This window comes from Limnohabitans sp. TS-CS-82 (assembly GCF_002943475.1).
The window spans coordinates 71,016-93,285 of the sequence record NZ_PTQX01000012.1; the positions used below are offsets into that span (position 1 = coordinate 71,016).

Below are 22,270 nucleotides of genomic sequence, written 5' to 3' on the forward strand. Positions count from 1 at the left end.
ATCATCAAGGCGGCACACCATGCGTACCTATTCGCTCGCGTACTTAACGGCCAATGCGTCGACCGTGCCGCAAGCCATTGGCATTGCGGCGGAGTTGGGCTATGCCTATGTGGGTTTGCGTGTGCAACCCAACGGGCCCGGTGCACCGTTTCAAAGCTTGATTGGCGATGCTGCTGTGTTGCGCGAAACCCAAGCGGTAATGCGTGACACCGGCGTGGGGGTGTATGACTTAGAAATCATCCGCATTGGTGAACAGTTCAAAGTGTCAGACCATGCCGCGTTGATGGACATCGGCCAAACCTTAGGCGCCAAAGCGGTGTTGATTGCCGCAGACGACGCCAATGAATCACGTTTGGCCGACAACTACGCTGCGCTTTGTGATGCCATGCGCCCCTACGACTTGACCGCCGATTTGGAGTTCATGCCATGGACCGCCGTGAAAGACGCCAAGTCCGCCATGCGCGTGGTTGAGTTGGCAGGACGCCCTAGCAACGCTGGCATCTTGGTGGATGCCTTGCACTTTGGTCGTTCCACCACAAGCTTGCAAGACATCGCCGCCATCCCACGCGAGTGGTTGCACTATGCGCAGATGTGCGATGCACAAGCAGGTTTGAACTTCACCACAGAAGAGTTGATTCACACCGCAAGACAAGGACGCCTCTTGCCAGGTGACGGCAATATTGATGTGACAGGTTTATTTAAGACCTTGCCGCAAGACCTCCCCGTGAGCGTAGAGATCGTGAACCTAGAACGATCAAAACCCATGGGCGACAAAGCATGGGCCGAACTGTGCCTCAATGCAACTAAGAAGGCTTTAGGCGATGCCTGAATCAGCGCGCCACGTTCACAACAGTCGCCAAGTTGGGCTGCCTGTGCGCGCAGCAAGCGACATTCTGAGCGAAGCGAAGAGGAGCTGCTGTGCGCACAGGCAGCCCAACTTGGTCATCACCAAAACCGCAACGTCAAATCAACGGCCGCAAACTCTGCGCTACTTCACGCAATACAGGCAACACGCGGTTCACGGCTTCCTTGGAGGTCTCATGCTGAATGGGCATGCTCACCGTCAAAGCGCCTTGCACATTCCCTTTGTGGTCACGCAAGGGCACGGCCACACCGCGGTACGCCAAGTCGAGCTGCTGCTCGGACAAGGCCCAGTCTTGCGCGCGAATGCGGGCCAGCTCGGTGCGCATGCGTTTGGGGTCGGTGATGGTGTGCGAGGTGAAGGCTTTGAGTTCGTGGTTGGCCAGCCAGGCATCGGACGCCTCTTCGCCCAAGAGGGCAAGCAACAACACACCCGCGCTAGTCAAGTGACAGGGCACACGCGCACCCAGCGCGAAGCTGGTGTTCATGCTGCGGTTTTGACCGTTGCGCGCGATGTAGACCAAGTCGTAACCATCGAGCACAGCGACAAACGAAATTTCTTGTGTGCCCATCGCCAAGCGTTGCAACGAGGGTTGCACGATGCGCGGCAAGCGGGCCGACTCCAGGTACGACTGACCCAGTCGCATCACCTTTGGGGTGAGCCAAAACAGCTTGCCGTCGGTGGTGACAAAACCCAAATGCAAGAGCGTCAGCAAATACCGACGTGCCGCTGTGCGGGTCAGGCCGCAGCGTTGGGCAGCTTGGGTGGCGGTCAAACGCGGGTTGTGTTCGTCAAAGGTTTGGAGCATGGCGAGGCCTTTGTCCAGACCTGCGATCCAGTCCTTCTTGTCCATGCCCGCGGCGTGCGTCAAAAGTGTGTTCATAGGGGGTGCAGGGGGAAACCCGTGATGCGTTCGATGATCGCACAAAAACGTTCGTTTATCGCTCAATCTTGGGCAAATGTTCCGACAGATCAAGCTTTTCCAATTAAATTGCACACATCTAAAACCAATCGATGGTGTGCCTTCGATTTCATCACCCCGAGCCGCCAGACATTGGCTCAATTTCAAACCCAAAGAGGAGACATCCATGAATAAACGTTCCACCTTGAAAGCTGTTGCCGCTGCCGCAATTTTTGCGTTGGCTGGCATCGCGCATGCCCAGCAAACCGTCAAGATTGCCAACATCGTTGAGCTGTCTGGCCCAGGCACCACAGCTGGCACGGTGTTTAAGAATGGCGTGGAGTTGGCGGTCAAAGAGATCAACGACAACGGCGGCATCTTGGGTAAAAAAATTGAGAGCTACACCGTAGACACGCAAACCAATCCTGGCGTGGCCAAGGGTTTGACCCAAAAGGCAGTGGATGACGGCGTGTTTGCCATTTTTGGCCCCGTCTACTCAGGCTCCATCATGGTGTCCATGGCTGAATCCAAGCGCGGCGAGGTGCCTAACTTCACAGGCGGCGAAGCTGCTTCGATCACTGCGCAAGGCAACCCTTATGTGTTCCGCACTGCGTTCGGCCAAAGCACCTCATTCCCCAAGCTGGCCAAGTTCATCAACACCAAAGCCAAAACATTGGCTGTGATTTATGTAAACAACGACTTCGGCAAAGGCGGTCGTGACACACTGACCAAGTTGTTGGCCGATGGTCCTACCAAAATCGTGGCCGACATTTCGACCGACGCAGGCCAAGTTGACTTTTCAGCGGCTGTGCTGAAAGCCAAGCAAAGCAACGCTGACGCGATCTTTGCTTACACCAACGAAGAAGAGTCTGCACGTTTGTTGCGCGAATTGAAGAAGCAAGGCTGGATCAAGCCCGTGATCGGCGAGACCACTTTGACTGGTCAGAAAGTGATCGAACTCGCTGGCGATGCAGCCAATGGCGCGATGGCCCACGTGGGTTTGACCGTGGATGCACCGAACCCAGAAATGTTGAAGTTCAAAGCCAAGTACTACCAAGCCTACGGCAGCATCTCTGACCACAACGGCATCAAGGGTTACACCGGCGTGTACGTGCTCAAAGCTGCGATCGAAAAAGTGGGCAAGCTCGACCGCAAGGCTGTGGCACAAGCACTGCACGGCATCAGCATCAGCGCCAAGAAGCACCCAGGCGTGATCATGGATGTGAGCTTTGATGACAAGGGTGACCTTGACCGCGAAAGCTTCTTGATCGAGGTGAAAAATGGCCGTCAAGTGGTGACCGCTACTTTGCCCGCTTTGAACGCCAAGAAGTAATCAGAGAAACAAGGCACGCCTGCGGGCGTGCCTTTCTTTTTTTCAAGCGAATTGACATGACCGACTTCCTACAACTCTTCTTCAGTGGCCTCGCCACCGGCAGCATTTATGCGCTGGCGGCCTTGGGCTTTACCTTGCTTTGGCAAGCTTCGGGCACCATCAACTTCGCACAAGGCGAGTTTGTGATGCTGCCGGCTTTCATGATGCTGGGCTTCATGGCCGCAGGCTTCCCTTTGATGTTGAGCTTTGCCGCGAGTTGTGTGCTGTCGGTCTTTGTGCTGGGCTGGTTGTTCAAGCGCGGCGTGGTGGACCCACTCTTCAAGTTCGGCATGATGCCCATCGTGGTGGCGACCATTGGTCTGTCCATCGCCATGCGCAATGCGGTGCGCGCAGGTTACAGCGCTGAGCCGCATCCATTTCCCAATCTATTTCCAGATGAGGTGTACAACATTGCCGGTGTGACCATTTCGGCCACCGACATTGGCACCTTTGTGTTTGCCATTGCACTCGTGTTGATCACACAAGCTTTCTTGGCCAAGACCGTCACCGGTCGTGCCATGCAAGCGGTGGCGCAAAACACCGAGAGTGCGTCGGTGTTGGGCATCAACGTGCCCCGCATGATTTTTTACACCTTCGCCATCAACGCGGTGCTGGCAGCCGCCGCTGCGATTTTGGTGACGCCGACGTATCTGGCCAAGTTCGACATGGGCGCGGCTTTGGGTACGAAGGCTTTCTTCGCTGCCATCATTGGTGGCTTCAACAACTCACGCGGTGCGTTGTTGGGGGGTGTGATTGTGGGCGTGTGCGAAAACTTGGCTGCAGCCTACATTTCGCCGGCCTACAAAGACGCGGTGGCGTTGATCATTTTCATGGTCGTGATTTTGTTCAAGCCACAAGGCTTGCTCGGTAAAAAAGTGGAGCGCAAAGTATGAAGAAGCTCGCAATTCTTGCCGGCCTCTTGGGGCTGTTGGCCTGTATTTTTGTGCCCACGCTGCTCAAAAACCACGGCATTTATTTGTTCACCTACTGGCTGATTTACGTCATCGCCACCATGGGTTTGAACCTCACCATCGGTTACGCCGGTCAAAAGTCGCTCGGCCATGCCGCGTTCTTTGGCATCGGGGCCTACACCGTGGCCATCATGATGCAAGCGGGTTACAGCTTTTGGCTGGGCATGCCACTGGCGGCTTTGGGCTGCTTTGTGGTGGGCTTGGCGCTGGGCTTTCCTGCGCTGCGCGTGCAAACCATTTACTTGGCATTTGCCACGCTCGGCTTCAACACCGCGGTGTGGTTGGTGATGCGCAACGAAGAGTGGCTCACGGGCGGCACGTTTGGCATCAACAACATTGCACGTCCTGAAGCGTTTGGCATCAGCTTTGATGGCAACTTGGCTTACTACTACTTGGTCTTGGCCTTCACGGTGGTGCTCGGTTTGCTCTTGTGGGGCTTGCTCAATTCACCTTGGGGCAAAGCGTTCACAGCCTTGCGTGACAACCCCATCCGTGCGGAAAGCTTGGGCGTGGACATCCGTGGCTACACCTTGTTGAGCTTTGCGATTGGCGCGGCCTATGCGGGCATTGCCGGTGGCTTGTTTGGTTCAATGGTTCAGTTCATCGACCCTGCACCATTCACGGTGGAAGCGTCCATCATGATGTACCTCATGGTGGTGGTGGGTGGCCCTGGTTATTTCTTGGGCCCCTTGCTGGGCGCTGCGGTGGGTGTGATCTTGCCGGAGTGGTTGCGCTTTGCGCAGGCTTGGTATTTGTTTGTGTTCGGCACCGCCGTGGTGATGTTGATGATTTGGCTGCCCGATGGTTTGCTGAGCATTCCAGACCGCATCCGTGCGAAACGTCAGTCGCGTGAAGCTTCTGCAGCACGTGCGGCGGCAGGTCAATCAGGAGTGAAAGCATGACCATGTCTACCAACCAACCCGTTCTCAAAGTCACCGACTTGAAGAAGGCCTATGGCGCGATTCAAGCGGTGGGTGGCGTGTCCTTTGAAGTGCGCCCTGGTGAAATCTTTGGCGTCATTGGCCCCAACGGTTCGGGCAAAACCACTTTGTTCAACAGCATGTTGGGCCAGATCACACCGGACACCGGCAAGATCGAACTCAATGGCCAAGACGTGACGCATTTGGGCCCCTTGGAGCTCAACCGCCGTGGCGTAGGCCGTACGTTCCAAACCTTGCAAGTGTTTGGCAAGATGACCGTGCGTGACAACTTGATCGTGGCTGCACAAGAGCACCAAGGCACCATGTTCAGCCGCATGTTTGCGCCGAGCGATTCTGACTTGGGTGCCAAGGCCGATGCCTTGATTGACCAATTCCACATCCGACATGTGGCTGACAAAAAAGCTGGCGAGTTGAGCTACGGCCAACAAAAGCTGGTGGACATTGCCATGGCCTTCATGAGCGAGCCAGATTTGGTCTTGCTCGATGAGCCGTGCGCGGGTGTGAACCCATCGCTGGTGGGCGGCATCAGCACCTTGCTGAAAGACTTGAACAAATCCCAAAGAGCCGACGGCAAGGCCAGCAGCTTTGTGGTGATTGAACACAACATGGATTTTGTGATGGACCTGTGCCACCGCATCATGGTGATGGTCGAAGGCAAGGTGATGGCCATTGGTACACCGGCTGAGATTCGTGCCAACAAACAAGTGCTCGACGCTTACTTGGGAAGCTGATCATGACAACAGACAACAACACAACACCGTGCATCGAATTTGACGATGTCGTGGCGGGTTACAAAGATTTCATGATCTTGAACAACCTGTCATTCACAGTGCCCAAAGGCTCCATCACGTTGCTGATTGGCCCCAACGGTGCTGGCAAATCGACCGTGCTCAAAACCTTGTTTGGTTTGCTCACACCGCGCCAAGGCAAGGTTCGTTTGAATGGCGACGACATCACGGGCGCCACACAAAAAGACTTGCTCGCACGTGGCATTGCTTTTGTGCCGCAAGGCCGCAATTTGTTTGGCCAACTCTCGGTGTATGAAAACTTAGAGCTGGGCGGCATCACGCTGGGTATGAAAACCACGCACGAGCGCATTCCTGAAGTGCTTGAGTTTTTCCCACGCGTGAAAGAGCGCATGAACTCCTTGGCTTCTTCGCTCTCGGGTGGTGAGCAAAAGCAACTTGAAATTGGTCGCGCTTTGTTGCTGCGTCCCAAAGTTTTGTTGATTGATGAGCCTTCCATTGGTTTGTCGCCCATGGTGGTGCAAGACGTGTTCAAGCTCTTGCGCAAGTTGGCTGACCAAGGCACCACGGTGCTGATGGTGGAGCAAAACGTCAAGAGTGCGCTCAAGTGCTCGGACAACGCCATTGCGTTGGAGTCCGGCCGTTTGGTGCTGTACAAGTCAGCCGCTGAAATTTTGGCTGACCCACAAATGGAACGTTTGTTCTTGGGTGGTGCGCACACCACCACGGCTGCAGCAACAACCGTTTAAGCATGCCCCAGTTGAACATCGCGGTCGCTGGTGCGGGCGTGATTGGTCGCGCGCACATCGACGTGATTGCGCAATCTTCGCGGTGCCGATTGAGCGCCATTGCCGATCCGTCTGAGGCTGCGCAAGCCTTGGCCCAACCGCATGGCGTGCCTTGGTTCGCCACCTTGGATGCACTGCTGGCTGCTGTCTCGCCAGACGGCGTGGTTCTGGCCACACCCAATGCCATGCATGTGCCGCAAGCCCTACAGTGCATCGCAGCAGGTGTGCCGGTGTTGGTGGAGAAACCGATCGCACACACCGTGGCCGATGCGCAAAAGCTGGTGCAAGCCACGCAAGCGCATCAAGCCAAGGTGCTGATTGGCCACCACCGTGCGCACAGCCCCCTCATGCGTCAAGCCAAAGCGGTGATTGATGACGGGCGTTTGGGGCGGTTGGTGAGCGTGGTTGGCAGTGCCATGTTTTACAAGCCCGATGACTACTTCACGCAAGCGCCTTGGCGGCGTGAGGTGGGCGGTGGCCCCATCCTGATCAACCTCATCCACGAGATTCACAACTTGCGCATGTTGTGCGGCGAGATCACGCAAGTGCAGGCCATGACCTCGAATGCGGTGCGTGGCTTTGCGGTGGAAGACACCGCGTCCATCACGTTTCGTTTTGCATCGGGTGTGTTGGCGTCATTCATGCTCTCTGACACAGCGGCATCGGCGCGGAGTTGGGAGCAAACCAGCCAAGAGAACAAAGCCTACGCCAGCTATGACGATGAAGACTGTTACGTCATTGCAGGAACGATGGGCAGCTTGGCTGTGCCCACCATGCGCTTGAAAACCTACGCCAAAGCAGAAGACCGTTCATGGTTCAAACCGTATGCAGTCAGCACGGTGGCCTTGCAGCGCGAAGACCCCTTGCGTTTGCAAATGGATCACTTCATTCGCGTCATCCAAGGCTTGGATGCGCCGTTGGTGAGTGCGCACGATGGGTTGCAAAATCTGTTGGTGGTCGATGCCATTGCACAAGCCGCGGCAAGTCAGCAAACCGTTCGGTTGAGCGAAACCTGCGCTTGACGCGCAGGGCGTGTTGCGCTGGCTGGCACTCAGCAGCTCAAGCGCACCACGTGTCCCGTTTTCGCGCTGGCTTGAATCGCATCCAAGGTGGCTGCAATGTCATGGCTGGCTGATGCGGCGCGTTCAATGGCGGGGAAGTCGCCATCGCGCACCACTTTGGCAAACGCCTCGGCTGCAAACCTAAAACCACTGCCTGACGCTGAATGCACTTCTTCAAACGGAATGCTGTTGGCAACGCCTTGGCGCACGCGCAGTTGGCTGGGCAAGTAGCCCCAAGGGTGCGTGTGCGAGTCGCTGGTGTGGTTGAGGTATTCGGTCTCGACCGTGCCGTGTGAGCCCACGATGGTGGCGCGGCGGTGGTTGGCGGTGTCCATGGCGCATGACATCTGCGCACGTCGGCCATCGGCGTAAAACAAGGTGGCCATCAGGCTGATGTCCACGCCCGTGTCAGCCCAAGTGGCATGGGCCATGACACGTTCGGGGGCGCAGCCCATCACCAAACGAATCAAGCTCAGTGGATAGCAGCCTGCGTCCAGCAGGGCGCCACCGCCAAGGTCGGGCTTCATGCGGATGTTGGTGTCGGTGTTGCTCACGGTGAAGCCAAAGCTGGCTTGCATGCTGCGTATCTCGCCAATCTTGTCGTGGCTCAAGCACGCCAGCAAGTCGCGGGTTTGGGGTTGGAACCAATAGGGGTACGACTCGAACAACATCACACCTTGTTGGCGCGCGACTTCAAACATGCGTGTGACTTCTGCCAAGTTGAGTGCCAGCGGTTTTTCGCACAACACATGTTTGCCCGCTTGCATGGCTCGAATGGCCCACTCGGCGTGCAGGCTGTTGGGCAGCGGGAGGTAGATGGCGTCTAGCGCGGTATCCGCCAACAAGGCTTCGTAGCTGCCGTGAGGGCGTGCGATGTCAAAGCTCTGCGCGAAGGCTTGCGCTTTGGTCAAGTCGCGGCTGGCCACGGCTTGGATGGACACCTGCTTGCTGCCGTGCACATCGCGTGCAAATTGTTTGGCAATCTTGGCGCAGCCCAAGATGCCCAAGCGCAATGGGGCAGTGCGTGAAGAGGTGTGATGTGAGGTGGTCATAGAACAACATCTGCAATGAGTTTGAGGGATACCGCAAACAGGCCCGCTTGCACCAAGCGGTAAAACCAAACGTCGGCAATCTTTCGGGTGATGTATGCGCCCAGCACCGTGCCCACCAACGCGAACGGGATCAGGTCTGCGGCGCGCATCAAGTCGTCGTAAGAGTAAGGCTGTAACAGTTGGTAGGGCCAAATTTTCGCCGCGTTGATCACAGCAAACAACAACGTGGCGGTGCCTGCAAATTGAACCTTAGGCAGTCGCTGTGGCAACACATAAATCTGAAACGGCGGCCCTCCCGCGTGCGAGATGAAGCTGGTAAATCCAGCCACGGTGCCCCAGAACCAACCCTTCTTGGCATTGACCGGTTGTTTGTCTTGTGGTGTTTTACGCAGCCACGTGTTGAGGCAAAAGCCTATGCCCATACAGCCAATGATCAGTTTCACGGCGCTGTCCGAAGTCACCGAGGCCGTGAGCCAGCCAATGAACACACCCAACACACCGGCAGGAATGAGAATTTTCAAATTCGGAGCGCTGAAGTTTTTGCGATACAGCCACACACTCACCACATCCGAGATGATGTAAATCGGCAGCAGCAACACCGCCGCTTTCACCGGTGACATGAACAGTGAGAGCAGGGGGACAGCCAGCATCCCCACCGTGGGCAATCCGCCTTTGGACAAGCCCACCAAGAGCGAGGCGAGACCAGCTAAGACGAAGTAAGAATCAAATGACATGTGTGGGTTTTGTGTGTGCGTCGCTTGAGTTTACGCACGCGATGACACCTGGCTGTGTACTAGGGTTCTTCTGGAGACAGATGTCTGCTCTGTGCACTCTATACTTTGATAATGAACGAAACGGTACATTCTTCTCGCAAAGCGCCCAAGCGCACCAACGATCCTGAGCGGACGATGGCGGGGATCTTGGCCGTGGCGACCCAAGAGTTTGCAGCCAAGGGCTTGGCGGGCGCACGCATCGACGCGATTGCAGCGGCCACGCACACCAGCAAACGCATGATCTATTACTACTACGGCAGCAAAGAGGGCTTGTATTTGGCTGTGCTAGAAGACGCCTATCGCCGCATTCGCGCCACCGAGTCCGAGCTGCACTTGTCCGATCTGTCGCCTGTCGACGCCCTCAAAGCATTGGTGGGCTTCACTTTTGATCACCACCACAGCAACCAAGATTTCATTCGTTTGGTGATGAACGAAAACATCCAACACGGTAGCTATTTGGCACAAAGCAAGCTCATCCAAGAGTTGAATGTGTCGGCCATTCAGTCCATCGAAGAGTTGTACAAGCGTGGCGTCAAGGCGGGTGTATTCCGCAAGGGGCTGGATCCTATTGATATCCACGCGTCTATCTCGGCGTTGACTTTTTTCAATGTCTCCAACCGCTACACCTTCGATTTGATTTTCAAACGCAACGGCCAAACAGCCAAAGCTCTGTCGGCACGACGCCAAAGCGTGGTGGACATGGTTCTGCGTTTTGTTAGCTATTCAAATTTGGTATAGCAGGTAGTTGGCTATGCGTGATTTAAATGCGGGTTTTCACTAACATGTCACAAAGTAACTGTTTTGTACATTTTGTTTCAACCCATATTCTTTAAGGATCATCCTCATGTTCAACCTCATTTTGGATCGCTGCTGCAAAGTGCTTGAAGCAGCGATCGCCTTTTGCCTCGCCCTGATGGTGGTCCTGGTGTTCGGTAATGTGTTTCTGCGTTACGCCATGAACTCAGGCATCACCTTGTCTGAAGAGCTGTCGCGTTGGGCTTTCGTGTGGATGACCTTCCTCGGCGCCATCGTGGCCCTGAAAGAGCACGGCCATTTGGGGACAGACATGTTGGTGAGCCGCTTGGGCCCATTCGGCAAGAAGGTGTGCTTGGGTGCGTCATACATTTTGATGTTGTTTGCTTGCTGGCTTTTGCTCAAGGGCGCTTATGAGCAAGCCGTCATCAATTTGGACAGCACCAGCGCCGTGATGGAGGCTTCTATGGCTTGGGTTTACTTGCCCGGCATTTTGTTTGCTGTGATGGGCGGTTTGATTTTGAGTGCAGAGTTCATTCGCTTGTTGACTGGGCACGTGCGCGACGAAGATTTGGTGATGATTCAAGAGTCTGAAGAAGCTCCACACGGCGACAACCACTAAACCCATCCAAGGAACAAGACCATGACGATCGCTGTATTTCTCTTTTCCCTGATGGGTTCCATGGCGTTGGGTATCCCCATCGCCTTCTCTTTGCTGTTGTGCGGTGCTGCGCTGATGTGGCACATGAACATGTTTGACGCGCAAATCTTGGCGCAAAACTTGATCGAAGGCTCCAACAGTTTCCCGTTGTTGGCTGTGCCATTCTTCATGTTGGCTGGCGAGATCATGAATGCGGGTGGTTTGTCGCGTCGCATCGTGAACTTCGCGATGGCTTGCGTGGGCCACATCAAAGGTGGTTTGGGCTATGTGACCATCATGGCTGCGGTCATCATGGCTGCATTGTCTGGTTCTGCCGTGGCCGATGCCGCTGCTTTGGCTTCATTGCTGTTGCCCATGATGGTGGCGGCCGGCCATGACCGCGCACGCTCGGCGGGTTTGATTGCTTCTGCCGGCATCATTGCTCCCGTGATTCCACCCAGCATTGGCTTTGTGATTTTTGGTGTGGCCGGCAACGTGTCGATTTCCAAATTGTTCATGGCCGGCATCGTGCCCGGCATTTTGTTGGGTGCGTCTTTGTGGATCACGTGGTGGTGGTTGGCCCGTCAAGAAGTGGTGACCGTGCCCCCACGTAAATCGTTTGGCGAAATTCGTGAAGCACTGCGCGAGGCGACTTGGGCTTTGGTGTTGCCTGTGATCGTGGTGTTTGGCTTGAAGTTTGGTGTGTTCACCCCGACAGAAGCTGCGGTGGTGGCTGCTGTGTACGCCTTGCTCATCTCGACCTTTGTGTACAAAGAGCTGAATTTGAAGAGCTTGTATCCCTTGTTTGTTTCGTCAGCCAAGACCAGCGCGATTGTGATGTTCTTGGTGGCAGCGGCCATGGTGTCTGCTTGGTTGATCACGGTGGCTAACTTGCCTGCTGAATTGGTCGCTTTGCTTCAACCCTTGTTGGACAGCCCACGTTTGTTGATGCTGACCATCATGGTCATCACCATGCTGGTCGGTACCGCCTTGGACATGACCCCCACCATTTTGTTGCTCACCCCTGTGCTGATGCCTGTGGTGAAAGCAGCGGGCATTGACCCCGTGTACTTTGGCGTGTTGTTCATCATCAACAATGCGATTGGTTTGATCACGCCGCCTGTGGGCACGGTGCTCAATGCGGTGGCCGGTGTGGGTAAAGTCAGCATGGACGAAGTCACACGTGGTGTGATGCCGTTCATGGTGGCGCAATTCATCATCATGTTTGCGATGGTGGCCTTCCCGCAATTGGTGATGGTGCCTGCACGCTGGTTCTATTGATTTTCTTTTCCACTGTCAGCCCGGGTACGCCTGGCAGTGGTTTCCTTGATTCGCGTACGACCGCAAAGTTCTTCAGGAGACACTGACATGAAACGTGTATTTATCAAAACCGTGATCGCGACTGTGGCCATGGCCGCCATGGGCATCGCTTCGGCGCAAGTGAAAACCATCAAGTTCGCCAACCAGAACAATGCGGGTCACCCCATTGTTCAGGGCATGGAGAAGTTCAAAGAAATCGTCGAGAAGAACTCCGGCGGCAAACTCAAAGTCAACATCTTCCCAGGTGGCACTTTGGGCAGCGACCAAGCCAACGTGTCTGCCATCCAAGGCGGCTCTCTTGAAATGGCTTCCATGAACTCTGGCATCTTCGCAAGCCAAGTCAAAGAATTCGCCGTGTTCGATTTCCCCTTCATGTTTGCGACCACCAAAGAAGCGGATGCTGTGGTCGACGGCGCCTTCGGTAAGAAGATGCACGCCAAGTTGGAAGAAAAAGGTTTGATCGGTTTGGCTTATTACGAACTGGGCTTCCGTCACTTGACCAACGGCAAGCGCGCCATCAACAAAGTGTCTGACATCGAAGGCCTGAAGTTGCGCGTGATTCCTAACCCCATCAACGTGGATTGGGTGAAAGCTTTGGGTGCCAACCCCACACCACTGCCATGGCCAGAGGTGTATGCCGCTTTAGAGCAAGGTGCCGTGGACGGTCAAGAGAACCCCATCCCAACCATTAACAGCGCCAAGTTGTACGAAGTGCAAAAGCACATGGCTTTGACAGCGCACCAATACAACCCACAGTCTGTGATCATCAGCAAAAAGTTCTGGGATGCCTTGAGCGCTGCTGAGAAAAAGGTCGTAGCGGATGCCGCCACTGAGTCTGCCAAGTTCCAACGCGAAACTGCACGTAACTTGGAAGCCAGCTTGTTGGCCAACCTCAAGAAAAACGGCATGCAAGTGACCCAGTTGCCTGAGTCTGAAATGGCGATCTTGCGCGACAAGATGCGCCCTGTGACTGCCAAACACGGCGTGAACGTGGGCCAAGACGTGGTCAAAGAGTTGCAAGCTGAAATCGACAAAGTGCGTTCAGCTGCACCTGCCAAGAAGTCTAAGTAATTGACTGTGTGATGCTTCGCCGCTTGAGTGCGGCGAAGCTTTTTTTGTTGAACGAATATAAAAACTCTCAAGGGAAGTTGCATATGAAAGTCTTGATGCTCCACGGCGTGAACCACAACATGTTTGGTAAACGCGACCCTAAGCAATACGGCACCATCACACTCGATGAGATCAATGCCAATTTGCACAAGTTGGGCAAAGCGTTGGGCGCTGAAGTTGAGTGCTATCAGACCAACCACGAAGGTGACATGTGCGAGCGCATTCATCAAGGCTACTTTGACAACGTGGACGCCGTGCTCATCAACGCTGGCGCCTGGACCCATTACAGCTACGCCATTCGCGATGCTTTGGCTGTGTTGACTTGCCCTGTGGTCGAGTTGCACATGTCCAATATCCATGCGCGTGAAGAATTCCGTCACACATCAGTCTTCGCTGAAATTGTGAAAGGCCAAATTTGCGGCTTTGGTGCTGACAGCTACGAGCTGGCTTTGCGTGCCGCGGTGTCTGCTGTTCAATCTTCTAAATAAAACACCATGAGCAAGCACGGCATTTCTATCAATGGCAACACGCAGCTGATTGCCCACATTGGTTTTCCTACGCATTCCTTCAAGTCGCCCATGATTTACAACCCGTACTTCGCCAGTGCGGGCATCAATGCAGTGGTGGTGCCCATGGGGTGCCAAACGCCGGACTATCCGGTGTTCTTGAAGTCGGTGTTCAGCCTCACCAACATTTGTGGTGCGTTGATCACCATGCCGCACAAGGTGGTGACGGTGGGCTTGCTCGACGAAGTAACCGCCACCGTGCGCGTGGCCGGTGCTTGCAATGCCGTGAAAAAACTCGCGGATGGCCGTTTGGTCGGCGACATGTTTGATGGCGCTGGCTTTGTGCGCGGCGTGCAACGCAAGGGCTTTGACCTCACGGGTAAGCGCGTGTTGGTGGTCGGTTCTGGCGGTGTGGGGTGCGCCATTGCGGCGTCGCTCGCGGGTGCAGGCATTGCCGCCATCAGCTTGTTTGATGTGAACACCGCATCTGCCGAGGCCTTGGGCCAACGCTTGAAACAAAACTACCCTCAGATCGATGTGCGCACGGGCTCAAACGACCCCGCTGACCACGACTTGGTGGTCAACGCCACGCCCATGGGCATGAACGAAGGCGACGCTTTGCCGATGGACGTGTCGCGTATTTCCCCCGACGCCTTTGTGGGCGAGGTGGTGATGAAGACCGAAATGACTGCGTTCTTGCAAGCCGCCAAAAACCGAGGCTGCCGCGTGCAGGTGGGCTCCGACATGTTGTTTGAACAAATTCCTGCCTACTTGGAATACTTCGGCTTGCCCACCACCACCGCTGACGTGCTGCGCGATGTGGCGCAGCTGAGCTATTGAGTTTTGAGCTATTAATTTTTCTTGGAGTATTTGATGACATTGACATCTCAACATCGCGAGTCCGTGCCCGATATGCCCAATCGTTTGGGCTTGGATGGGATCGAGTTCATCGAATACGCCACCAGCCGCCCACAGGCGCTGGGCCAAGTGTTAGAAAACATGGGCTTTCGCCCCGTGGCACGCCACCGCTCGCGTGAGGTGACCTTGTACCGCCAAGGCGGTATGAACTTGGTGGTCAACGCCAGCCCCGATGATGCGCGTGTGAGCGCCACCACCGATGGCCAACCCGTCATCTCTGCTGTGGCTTTCCGCGTGCGCGATGCGCTGCAAGCGCACACCCGCTGCATGGAGTTGGGTGCATGGAATGTGACCAGCCAAGCGCAAGCGATGGAGTTGCACATTCCGGCCATCCACGGCCCAGGTGGCAGCCGCTTTTACTTTGTGGACCGTTGGCAAGAGTTCTCGATTTACGACATCGATTTCAAACCTATTCCTACTGTGGACCAACACCCAGAAGCCACCGCTGGCATGAGCTACTTTGGTGTGGTGCAGTACATCGGCGCAGGCCGCAGTGCCGACTGGTTGGCCTACTTTGAACACATGTTTGATTTCAGCTTTGTGCCCGACGAGCAACGCTTTGGCATCTTGCCCAAAGGTAAGTTGATGAAAAGCCCCTGCGGCAACTTCTTGTGGCAACTCATCGAACCCGATCCTTGGATGGACACCGATGAGTCGCCCGAGTGCTTGCAACGCATTGGTTTGGGCGTGGTCGATGTGGGCGCCGCGGTGACGGCACTCAAAGCGCGTGGCGTGGAGTTTGTCGAGTCCACCCAGTTGCACCCCGAAGACCGTGGCGCGCTCACACGCAGCGCCTTGGGCTCAGTGTCGTTTGAGCTGGTTCACAAAGACCAATGAAGGGGCATGCCATGAACTTGCTCGATGGTTTCGGTATGGACACCATCACGATGGCGGGCTCTTTAGAAGCCAAGCTGTCGGCGATGAAAGACGCAGGCTTTTCACAAGTCATGCTCATGGCGCGTGACTTGGTCACGCACCCTGGCGGAGTGCCTGCTGCTGTGGCTGCAGTGCAGGCTAGTGGCTTGCGCCCCACAGGTTTTCAGGTGCTGCGCGACTTTGAAGGTTTGTCTGGCCACTTGCACGGCTACAAAGTCGACATCGCCAAATCGATGCTCGAGATGTGCGCGGCCACGGGCAGCAAAGTGTTGTTGGCGTGTTCGTCCACCTCACGCCACGCGACAGATGATTTAGACCACATCGCCCGCGATTTGAAAAAGCTCGCCATGATGGCCTTGCCCTTGGGGATCAAAGTGGCTTACGAAGGTTTGTCATGGGGCCGCACGGTCAACGAGTTCACCACGTCTTGGGATGTGGTGTGCCGCGCCGATTGCCCCAACCTAGGCATTGGCATTGACTCGTTCCACATCTTCGCGGCCAACACGCCGTTAGACGCAATTGAAGACCTTGACCCCGAGAAAATTTTCTTGGTCCAACTGTCTGACTTCATGTGGCATGAAACCCCCACCTTTGAAGACCGCATGACCACCGCTCGCACCTTCCGCGTGTTCCCAGGTGAGGGCGTGCACAGCGAAGCCTTGGCTGATTTGGTGTTGCGCTTGGACCGCATTGGTTACCGTGGCGACTACAGCTTTGAAGTTTTCAACGACGACTACCAACAACTGCCTCTGGCCACTGTGGCCGAGCGTGCGCGCAAGAGCGCTACATGGCTGCACGACAATGTGCTGCACCGCTCAGCCCCATTGCCTGCTTGGACACGCACACACGCCTCCGTATGAAACAACGTCAACTCGGCCCTTACCAAGTTTCAGCCATTGGCCTAGGCTGCATGAACCTCAGTCACGCTTACGGCGCACCACCTGCGCCTGAAGTGGGTGAGGCACTCATTCACCGTGCCCTAGACCTCGGTGTGACGATGTTTGATACGGCGGCTTTGTATGGCTTTGGCACCAACGAGTTGTTGGTCGGTCGCGCGCTCAAGGCGCATCGCAATCAGATCACCTTGTGCAGCAAAGGTGGCATGGCGGGGGTGTCCTTCCCTGACGGTGTGAAGCGCGTGATTGATGGCCGCCCCGAGACCTTGCGTAAAAACTGTGATGACAGCTTGTCGCGCTTGGGCACCGATGTGATTGACCTGTACTACTTGCACCGCTGGGACAAACAAGTTCCCATCGAAGACAGTGTGGGCGCGCTGAGCGACTTGGTACGTGCAGGCAAGATTCGTGAGATTGGTTTGAGCGAAGTCTCTGCCACCACCTTGCGCAAAGCGCATGCCGTGCATCCCATTGCGGCGGTGCAAACCGAATACTCGCTGTGGACACGCAACCCCGAAATTGCCGTGCTCAAAGCTTGCGAAGAGTTGGGCACGACCTTTGTCGCGTTCAGTCCTGTCGCACGTGGTTTCTTGTGTGGTGATTTGCGTGATGTGAGCACTCTGGCTTCCAATGACATTCGCCGTGCCATGCCACGCTTTGCGGCGGACACCTATGCTGCTAATTTGCCTTTGCTCGATGCCTACCAATCCATTGCACGCGAAGCAGGCTGTACACCTGCGCAATTGGCCTTGGCTTGGTTGCTGCACAAAAGCAGCTTGCTCATTCCGATTCCCGGCACACAAAATATCCATCACCTCGAAGACAACATCGCTGCCGCTGATGTGGTGCTGTCGGCTGAGCAGATGCAGCGCTTAGAAGCGCTCATCAACCCGCAGACTGTGAAGGGGCCGCGTTACAACGCGGTGAATGCTTCCGAGGTGGATACCGAAGAGTTTGCTTAAGCGTATCAACTAGCAAACAAGTGTTCGCGCAGCCAAATATGCACTGGGTCTTGCTGGTGCCGCACATGCCAGATGGCGTACATGGGCATGTCTGGCGTGTCAAAGGGCACGGGCGCATCTGCCAAACCGCGCAGCAAACCTTGACGCAGCAAGCCGGGCAGGGTGGCCAAGCGCTCCGTGCCAGCCACGAACGCCGCCACGCCTGCAAAGCTGCTCAGGGTGGCCGCAAAACGGCGTTGCACGCCTTTTTTAAGCAGTAATTCGTCAATGTCTAAGCTGCGACGCGGTTGGTGTACCACGGTGATGTGCTCAGCCGCTTCATAGGCTTTCAGCGAGCGCGGGGCTTTGCGCATCTGCGGGTCATAAAACACACGGTAGTTGTCGGCGAACAGGCGCTTGTGTTTGATGTCGGTGGCATCTGGCGGGCGCGGGCTGATGACCAGCTGGCAGTCTTGAGCGCGCAGCATGTCGGCACTGGGCACATCGGATGGCTCCACGCGCAGCGTGACACCTGGCGCTTGGGCTTGCAAGCGGTTCAACAAGCCCGGCAGCAGCAAGTCGCGTTGCAAATCGTTGGCGGCGATGGTGAAACATTGGGTCAGGCGCGCAGGCTCAAACGCACCACTGTGTACAAATCCTTGCAGCTGAGTCAGCAGCCCTTGCGCTTGCAAGGCCAAAGCTTCAGCTCGCGCCGTGGGCACAATGCCGCGCCCCGATTTGACAAACAAGGCGTCGCCCACGATGGCGCGCAAGCGGTCGAGCTGGTGGCTCACCGCGGACTGCGTGATGCCTAGTGCGTTGGCGGCTGCGGTGACAGAACCTTGCTCAATCACGGTGCTGAGCAAATGCAGCAGATGACCGTCCAAATCCAAATGATTAAATTTTTTCATGGAATAAATGAGTATTGCCTTGTTTATTTTATGGGTTGAAACGCCCACACTCCGTTCCATTGAAAAACTTCAATCACGGAGACACACATGAGCCATAACCCTGAACCCATTTTTGGAACCACTTTGTTTGACGGTGACCAAGCCCAAAAAGGCTATGCCCTCAACAAGATGTGCTACTCGTTCAACAGCGCCGATAGCCGCGCTACCTTTAAAGCGGATGAAGAGGCGTACATGCTGCAGTACGGCTTGAACGCACAACAAGCCGATGCCATTCGCACGCGCAACGTCTTGGGCCTGATTGCCGCTGGTGGCAATGTGTATTACCTCGCCAAATTCGCCGGCATTTTGGGTTTGGACGTGCAAGACCTGGGCGCAGCCCAAACCGGCATGACCAAAGAAGAATTCAAAGCCAAGCTGCGCGCTGCGGCCCACCAATAAACATCTAGGAGACACACCATGGCACACATCGTTGGCGGCCTCGCCTCATCACACATCCCTTCTATTGGTGGCGCGATTGCCAAAGGCATTCAGCAAGACCCGTACTGGAAACCATTCTTCGATGGCTTCCCACCTATTCACGAGTGGTTGGGCAAGGTCAAGCCCGATGTGGCTGTGGTGTTCTACAACGACCACGGGTTGAACTTCTTCCTCGACAAAATGCCCACCTTTGCCGTGGGTGCTGCAACGCAGTACAACAACGCCGATGAAGGTTGGGGCATTCCCACCTTGCCACCGTTTAAAGGTGCGCCTGATTTGTCATGGCACATCATCAACGAGCTGGTGGAGAAAGAATTTGATGTGGTGACGTGTCAAGAAATGTTGGTCGACCATGCGTTCACCTTGCCGCTCAAATTGTTCTGGCCTGGCGACACATGCCCTGTGCTGACCGTGCCGATTTGTATCAATACCGTGCAGTTCCCCTTGCCATCGGCCAAGCGTTGCTACAACCTGGGCAAAGCCGTGGGCGACGCCATTCGCAGCTGGGACAGCGACTTGAACGTGGCCATTTTGGGCACCGGTGGTTTGAGCCATCAACTCGACGGCGAGCGGGCAGGCCACATCAACAAGGCGTTTGATTTGGAATTCATGGACAGTCTGCAAAAGAACCCCGAGTGGGCCACGCAGTTCAGCATCCACGAGTTGGTCGAAAAGACCGGCACGCAAGGCGTGGAGCTGGTCATGTGGTTGGCCATGCGCGGCGCCTTGGGCGACCATGTGAAGCCTGTGCACCAGAACTATCACATCCCAATTTCCAACACAGCCACTGGCGTGATGGCGTTGGCGACCGAATAAAAAAAAGCCGCAAAAGAAAAACCCCGCCGGTGCAAACAGGCGGGGTTTTTTGTTGCCCCGCAAAAGCGGGGCAGGGGCATTACATCGTGTCGATGAAGCTGCGCAGTTTGTCGCTGCGACTGGGGTGCTTCAACTTACGCAAAGCCTTGGCTTCGATTTGACGGATGCGCTCACGCGTGACGTCAAACTGTTTGCCCACTTCCTCCAAGGTGTGGTCCATCGCCATTTCGATACCAAAGCGCATGCGCAGCACTTTGGCTTCGCGTGGGGTGAGGCCATCCAAAATGTCTTTCACCACATCACGCAAGCCCGCTTGCATGGCGGCTTCGATAGGCGCTGTGTTGACGCCATCTTCGATGAAATCGCCCAAGTGGCTGTCGTCATCATCACCGATTGGTGTTTCCATGGAGATCGGCTCTTTGGCGATCTTCATGATCTTACGGATCTTGTCTTCTGGAATTTCCATCTTCTCGGCCAAGACGCTGGCATCGGGCTCGAAACCAAACTCTTGCAAGTGTTGGCGGCTGATGCGGTTCATCTTGTTGATGGTCTCGATCATGTGCACAGGAATACGGATGGTGCGTGCCTGATCGGCGATAGAACGCGTGATCGCTTGGCGAATCCACCATGTGGCGTAGGTCGAGAACTTGTAGCCGCGACGGTATTCAAACTTGTCCACGGCCTTCATCAAACCGATGTTGCCTTCTTGGATCAAGTCGAGGAACTGCAAACCACGGTTGGTGTATTTTTTAGCAATCGAAATGACCAAACGCAAGTTGGCTTCGATCATTTCTTTCTTGGCGCCGCGTGAGCTGCGCTCGCCGGCATTCATGCGTTTGTTGATGTCTTTGAGTTGCTCCAAAGGCACGACCACTCGGGACTGCAAGTCCATCAATTTTTGCTGCAAGTCTTGAACCGGTGGGATGTAACGGCCCATGGTGGTCGACCATGGTTTGCCAGCAGCAGCTTGCTTTTCAACCCACTTGAGGTTGAGCAAGTTCGGTGGAAAGTCTTTGATGAACGTGGCTTGCGGCATGCCGCACTTGTCCACGATGATGCGGCGCAGTTCGCGTTCGTTCTTGCGCACATCGTCGACTTGGCCGCGCACAGATTCGCACAATTTCTCAATGGTCTTGGCGGTGAAGCGAATGCCCATTAACTCTGCGGTCAATGCGGTTTGTGCCTTCATGTAAGCAGGGGTGCCATAGCCTTCTTTGTCGTAGGTCTTGCGCAGTTTTTCGAACAACACAATCATGCGGTCGAAGCGCTCAAGGGCTGCATTCTTCAACTCTTCCAATTTCTTGGTCAGCGCTTTAGAGCCGCCTTTGCCGTCGTCATCGTCTTCTTCGTCAAATTCGTCGAAGTCTTCTTCGGCCACATAGTCATCGGCTTCGTTGAGGTTGTTGAAACCGTCCACGATGGTGGAGATGACCACTTTGTTTTCACGAATGTCTTCAGCCATGGCCAACACCGCAGCGATGGTGGCAGGTGAGCCGCTGATCGCGGCCATCATGTCCATCAAGCCGCCTTCGATGCGCTTGGCAATCTCAATCTCGCCTTCACGTGTCAGCAACTCAACCGTGCCCATTTCGCGCATGTACATGCGCACGGGATCGGTCGTGCGGCCAAACTCGCTGTCCACCGTTGACAAAGCCGCTTCGGCTTCTTCTTCGGCTTCTTCTTCGGTGGCGGCGGTGGGCGTGTTGTTGTTGAGCAGCAGCGTTTCTGCGTCAGGCGTGTGTTCGTAAACAGCGACGCCCATGTCGTTCAACATGCTGATCACCACTTCGAGGGTTTCAGCATCGACCAACTTGTCGGGCAAGTGGTCAGAAATTTCACCGTGGGTCAGGTAGCCACGTGTCTTACCGAGTTTGATCAGGGTTTTCAGGCGTGAGCGACGCTTTTGCATGTCTTCTTCAGACAGCACGGTTTCGTCCAAACCGAATTCTTTCATCAAGGCACGTTCTTTGGCCTTGCTGATCTTCATGCGCAGGGGCTTGACCTTTTCTGCACCTGGTTCGATGACGGGCTCGCCTTCGAGGTCGGCTTCGATGTCGCCGAGGTCTTCGTCGTCACCGCCGGCTTTTTTACCTTTGGCCTTGGTTGCTTTTTTTGCGGGGGCTTTTTTGGCAGCTGCTTTAGGGGCGTGGGCTTCTACGGCCGAAGCTTTTTTCTTCGTGTCCTCGGCTTTGGGGATTGATTTCACGACGGGTTTGGTGACTGGCTTTTCAGCAGCTTTTGTTTTCGATGCGGGCACTGACTTGGCTTTCGTTGCGGGCTTGGCTGCTGGTTTAGCAGCGGTTTTGACTACCGGTTTGGTAGCCGTTTTTGCAACGGGTTTTGCGACTGGCTTCGTAACTGCTTTGGTTGTGGCTTTGACGGTAGGTTTGGGAACCACCTTCTTGGCTACAGGCTTGGCAGGCTTCTTGGAATTGCGGTCAACAGGCATGAAAACTCCTAGACATCAAAGAAACGAATACACAGCGCCACAAAAACCCGGCGCGGGAAAAGAGAAAAGGGGGGTGAAGTGTGAACCTCTAGAAGCAAGCGGATTGGGCGAACATTTGGTGTGCAGTCCTTGCGGTGAAGTGGCGAGTCGTGTGCTTGTGTCACGGTTGGCCGGGCCCGGAGGTGCTGCT

23 protein-coding genes are annotated in these 22,270 nt (G+C 55.4%); 18 read left to right on the forward strand and 5 right to left on the reverse strand.

Annotated elements, in window-relative coordinates; translation table 11 throughout:
- Window positions 1-19 precede the first annotated feature (19 nt).
- Window positions 20-829 (forward strand): sugar phosphate isomerase/epimerase, encoded by an 810-nt coding sequence (locus C5F52_RS20730; RefSeq protein WP_104800261.1) that lies wholly within the window; start codon window positions 20-22, stop codon window positions 827-829.
- A gap of 133 nt (window positions 830-962) precedes the next feature.
- On the opposite strand, the gene C5F52_RS20735 is transcribed toward C5F52_RS20730, so the two are convergent.
- On the reverse strand, window positions 963-1,715 hold the full coding sequence (locus C5F52_RS20735) for an IclR family transcriptional regulator C-terminal domain-containing protein (protein ID WP_104800378.1): 753 nt from the start codon (window positions 1,713-1,715) through the stop codon (window positions 963-965).
- 235 nt (window positions 1,716-1,950) lie between these two features.
- Between C5F52_RS20735 and C5F52_RS20740 the strand changes: the two genes are divergently transcribed.
- From C5F52_RS20740 to C5F52_RS20765, 6 genes are read left to right on the forward strand one after another with little or no spacing between them, the layout of a single operon-like run.
- Window positions 1,951-3,096, forward strand: a complete 1,146-nt coding sequence (locus tag C5F52_RS20740; RefSeq protein WP_104800262.1) for an ABC transporter substrate-binding protein — start codon at window positions 1,951-1,953, stop codon at window positions 3,094-3,096.
- A gap of 56 nt (window positions 3,097-3,152) precedes the next feature.
- A complete protein-coding gene (locus tag C5F52_RS20745) occupies window positions 3,153-4,028 on the forward strand; it encodes a branched-chain amino acid ABC transporter permease (protein ID WP_104800263.1) in 876 nt (291 codons plus the stop codon).
- A complete protein-coding gene (locus tag C5F52_RS20750; RefSeq protein WP_104800264.1) occupies window positions 4,025-5,008 on the forward strand; it encodes a branched-chain amino acid ABC transporter permease in 984 nt (327 codons plus the stop codon). The genes C5F52_RS20745 and C5F52_RS20750 overlap by 4 nt, the downstream gene beginning before the upstream one ends.
- Window positions 5,005-5,778 (forward strand): ABC transporter ATP-binding protein, encoded by a 774-nt coding sequence (locus C5F52_RS20755; RefSeq protein WP_236657948.1) that lies wholly within the window; start codon window positions 5,005-5,007, stop codon window positions 5,776-5,778. Before C5F52_RS20750 ends, C5F52_RS20755 begins: the two co-directional genes overlap by 4 nt.
- Before the next feature lie 2 nt (window positions 5,779-5,780).
- On the forward strand, window positions 5,781-6,542 hold the full coding sequence (locus C5F52_RS20760; protein ID WP_104800265.1) for an ABC transporter ATP-binding protein: 762 nt from the start codon (window positions 5,781-5,783) through the stop codon (window positions 6,540-6,542).
- 2 nt (window positions 6,543-6,544) lie between these two features.
- Entirely contained in the window at window positions 6,545-7,603 is a 1,059-nt protein-coding gene (locus C5F52_RS20765; RefSeq protein ID WP_104800266.1) for a Gfo/Idh/MocA family protein, read from the forward strand.
- A 29-nt stretch (window positions 7,604-7,632) separates the two neighbouring features.
- Here the strand turns inward: C5F52_RS20765 and C5F52_RS20770 are convergent, their stop codons facing one another.
- The gene (locus tag C5F52_RS20770; RefSeq protein ID WP_104800267.1) at window positions 7,633-8,694 is read right to left on the reverse strand and encodes a Gfo/Idh/MocA family protein; all 1,062 of its coding nucleotides are present in this window, start codon (window positions 8,692-8,694) and stop codon (window positions 7,633-7,635) included.
- Window positions 8,691-9,428 carry a sulfite exporter TauE/SafE family protein gene (locus C5F52_RS20775; RefSeq protein ID WP_104800268.1) on the reverse strand — a complete coding sequence of 246 codons (738 nt, stop codon included), beginning with the start codon at window positions 9,426-9,428 and terminating at the stop codon, window positions 8,691-8,693. Before C5F52_RS20775 ends, C5F52_RS20770 begins: the two co-directional genes overlap by 4 nt.
- A gap of 111 nt (window positions 9,429-9,539) precedes the next feature.
- Here C5F52_RS20775 and C5F52_RS20780 point away from each other — a divergent pair, with 111 nt between their 5' ends.
- From C5F52_RS20780 to C5F52_RS20820, 9 genes are all read left to right on the forward strand, one after another.
- Complete coding sequence (locus C5F52_RS20780) at window positions 9,540-10,205, forward strand: TetR/AcrR family transcriptional regulator (RefSeq protein ID WP_104800269.1); 666 nt, start codon at window positions 9,540-9,542, stop codon at window positions 10,203-10,205.
- A gap of 106 nt (window positions 10,206-10,311) precedes the next feature.
- Entirely contained in the window at window positions 10,312-10,842 is a 531-nt protein-coding gene (locus C5F52_RS20785; protein ID WP_104800270.1) for a TRAP transporter small permease, read from the forward strand.
- A gap of 21 nt (window positions 10,843-10,863) precedes the next feature.
- Window positions 10,864-12,141 carry a TRAP transporter large permease subunit gene (locus tag C5F52_RS20790; RefSeq protein ID WP_104800271.1) on the forward strand — a complete coding sequence of 426 codons (1,278 nt, stop codon included), beginning with the start codon at window positions 10,864-10,866 and terminating at the stop codon, window positions 12,139-12,141.
- Between the two features lie 87 nt (window positions 12,142-12,228).
- Complete coding sequence (locus C5F52_RS20795; RefSeq protein ID WP_104800272.1) at window positions 12,229-13,251, forward strand: TRAP transporter substrate-binding protein; 1,023 nt, start codon at window positions 12,229-12,231, stop codon at window positions 13,249-13,251.
- A gap of 83 nt (window positions 13,252-13,334) precedes the next feature.
- A complete protein-coding gene (gene aroQ / locus C5F52_RS20800) occupies window positions 13,335-13,778 on the forward strand; it encodes a type II 3-dehydroquinate dehydratase (protein WP_104800380.1) in 444 nt (147 codons plus the stop codon).
- A 6-nt stretch (window positions 13,779-13,784) separates the two neighbouring features.
- Window positions 13,785-14,636, forward strand: coding sequence for a shikimate dehydrogenase (locus tag C5F52_RS20805; protein ID WP_104800273.1), 852 nt, complete (start codon window positions 13,785-13,787; stop codon window positions 14,634-14,636).
- Between the two features lie 33 nt (window positions 14,637-14,669).
- Window positions 14,670-15,551, forward strand: coding sequence for a 4-hydroxyphenylpyruvate dioxygenase (locus C5F52_RS20810; protein WP_104800274.1), 882 nt, complete (start codon window positions 14,670-14,672; stop codon window positions 15,549-15,551).
- Between the two features lie 11 nt (window positions 15,552-15,562).
- Window positions 15,563-16,450, forward strand: a complete 888-nt coding sequence (locus C5F52_RS20815; RefSeq protein WP_104800381.1) for a sugar phosphate isomerase/epimerase — start codon at window positions 15,563-15,565, stop codon at window positions 16,448-16,450.
- Entirely contained in the window at window positions 16,447-17,448 is a 1,002-nt protein-coding gene (locus C5F52_RS20820) for an aldo/keto reductase (protein ID WP_104800275.1), read from the forward strand. The genes C5F52_RS20815 and C5F52_RS20820 overlap by 4 nt, the downstream gene beginning before the upstream one ends.
- Window positions 17,449-17,453: 5 nt before the next feature.
- On the opposite strand, the gene C5F52_RS20825 is transcribed toward C5F52_RS20820, so the two are convergent.
- Window positions 17,454-18,338 carry a LysR family transcriptional regulator gene (locus C5F52_RS20825; protein WP_104800276.1) on the reverse strand — a complete coding sequence of 295 codons (885 nt, stop codon included), beginning with the start codon at window positions 18,336-18,338 and terminating at the stop codon, window positions 17,454-17,456.
- A gap of 87 nt (window positions 18,339-18,425) precedes the next feature.
- Between C5F52_RS20825 and C5F52_RS20830 the strand changes: the two genes are divergently transcribed.
- The gene (locus tag C5F52_RS20830; RefSeq protein WP_104800277.1) at window positions 18,426-18,776 is read left to right on the forward strand and encodes a protocatechuate 4,5-dioxygenase subunit alpha; all 351 of its coding nucleotides are present in this window, start codon (window positions 18,426-18,428) and stop codon (window positions 18,774-18,776) included.
- 18 nt (window positions 18,777-18,794) lie between these two features.
- The gene (locus C5F52_RS20835; protein ID WP_104800278.1) at window positions 18,795-19,631 is read left to right on the forward strand and encodes a class III extradiol dioxygenase family protein; all 837 of its coding nucleotides are present in this window, start codon (window positions 18,795-18,797) and stop codon (window positions 19,629-19,631) included.
- Between the two features lie 79 nt (window positions 19,632-19,710).
- Here C5F52_RS20835 and rpoD read toward each other — a convergent pair whose 3' ends face one another.
- Window positions 19,711-22,080, reverse strand: coding sequence for an RNA polymerase sigma factor RpoD (gene rpoD, locus C5F52_RS20840; RefSeq protein ID WP_104800279.1), 2,370 nt, complete (start codon window positions 22,078-22,080; stop codon window positions 19,711-19,713).
- Window positions 22,081-22,270: the final 190 nt, after the last annotated feature.